1 pseudogene is annotated in these 1,737 nt (G+C 44.1%); it reads left to right on the top strand.

From position 1 onward, the window contains the following. Nucleotides 1-71 precede the first annotated feature (71 nt). Nucleotides 72-1,702 (top strand): annotated as a pseudogene (locus F6K64_RS37970) (ISKra4-like element ISMpr2 family transposase). The last annotated feature ends 35 nt before the right edge of the window (nt 1,703-1,737 follow it).

Below are 1,737 nucleotides of genomic sequence, written 5' to 3'. Positions count from 1 at the left end.
TGGGTGCGGCTCTTTTAAAAGTACGGTAGACTAGATCTCAGTAAAACTGACAAATTAGTCAGAGTAATAGTTTGAGTCAATACCTCCTGGTGGGTGACCAGCTGAAAAAGTCAGCAGTAGTTCAGGAAAAGTTTGGACCTATGCAACCATCGATCTCAAATGAAGACATGTTTTTCTCACAAGCGCGAGAGCTATTTGAAGAAATAGTGGACTGGCTGGGTTCAGATAGTGTTTGCGGTTTACAACATGGGGAATTAGAGAGTAAACTGCTTGAAAACGGATACGAACTATTAAGACGACTGCTGCAAGGTTACTTCGACAGACGAAGTGATGACGAGATCGAAGGAGAATGCTTAGGTAACGACGAAGCCAAGAGAACCCATAAGAAGAGATTTACAAGGAAGCTGACAACAATATTTGGCACGATCATCGCCAATCGAATCGGTTATGGTGGACGAAAAATAACTTCCCTCAACCCACTCGATGCCGAGTTAAACCTACCAGTAGAAAAATACTCCCACGGACTGAGAGAGCGAGTGGCTGTCGAAGTAGCTCGTTCAGGGTTTGGCGAAACAGTCGTGCGTCATACAGAAAACAACAGCCGCAAAAGTTGGTAAGCGACAAGTTGAACAATTGGCTGATCAAAGTGCTTGTGACTTTGATCAATTCTATGCTCATCAACAAGCACAATCGGTTGAATTGAAGGAGACGGGGGAAATAGTAGTTATTAGTGTGGATGGCAAGGGTGTTGTCATGCGTACAGAAGACTTACGTGCTCCCACGCAAAAAAGAGCGCTGGCAAATAGCAAGAAGTTAAATAAACGATTAACTAAGGGGGAAAAACGCAATTCAAAGCGAATGGCAACAGTGGCTTCAGTTTATACCATCAACCCTTTTGTTCGTACACCTCAACAAATTGTCAGCACAGAAGAAGAACACAAAAAAATCAAACGACCCAAACCAATCGGTAAGCGTGTTTGGGCAAGTTTAGTTAAAGAACCATCACTTGTTATAAAAGAAGCTTTTGACGAGGCATTACACCGCGACCCCAATCAACACAAGCGTTTTTGCGCTCTGGTCGATGGTAACAAGACACAATTATCGCGCTTTGAAAAAATTTGCTCGCGAACACCATCTCAAGTTAACGATTGTCCTGGATATTATTCATGTGATTGAGTATCTGTGGAAGGCTGCATTTGCCTTCTATTCGGACACTAGTCAACAAGCCGAAGTTTGGGTTAGTAAACGTTTACTGCTGATCCTTGAAGGTAAATCGAGTACAGTTGCTGGGGGTATGCGTGGTAGCGCTACAAAGCGCCAACTTTCTGCATCACAACGTCAGCCAGTGGATAAGTGTGCCAGATATTTACTCAACAACGCTGCTTACCTCAAATACCACGATTACTTGAAAGCTGGTCTTCCCATTGCCACTGGGGTTATTGAGGGCGCTTGTCGTCACTTAATCAAAGACAGGATGGACATTACCGGGGCTAGATGGAGTCTTATGGGTGCTGAGGCGGTTTTACGTCTGCGCTCGCTTTATGTTAGCGGTGATTGGCAAGAGTATTGGCCCTTTCACTTAAAGCAAGAGCATAAACGTAATCACTTGTCTTTGTACAAAGATGGCCTTCCTTTGATGAAACGACTAATTCAAGCTCGTTGCTCTATTACTGCTCCTCCTACTCTTCCGATACCTCTCTAAACCTGACCAAACGTCTTTCCAAAAGAGCCACACCC

This window comes from Moorena sp. SIO3A2, from assembly GCF_010672265.1.
GTDB classification, from domain to species: domain Bacteria; phylum Cyanobacteriota; class Cyanobacteriia; order Cyanobacteriales; family Coleofasciculaceae; genus Moorena; species Moorena producens.
Note: the sequence above shows the minus strand (reverse complement) of the source record. Positions and strands in the feature narration are given on the sequence as shown.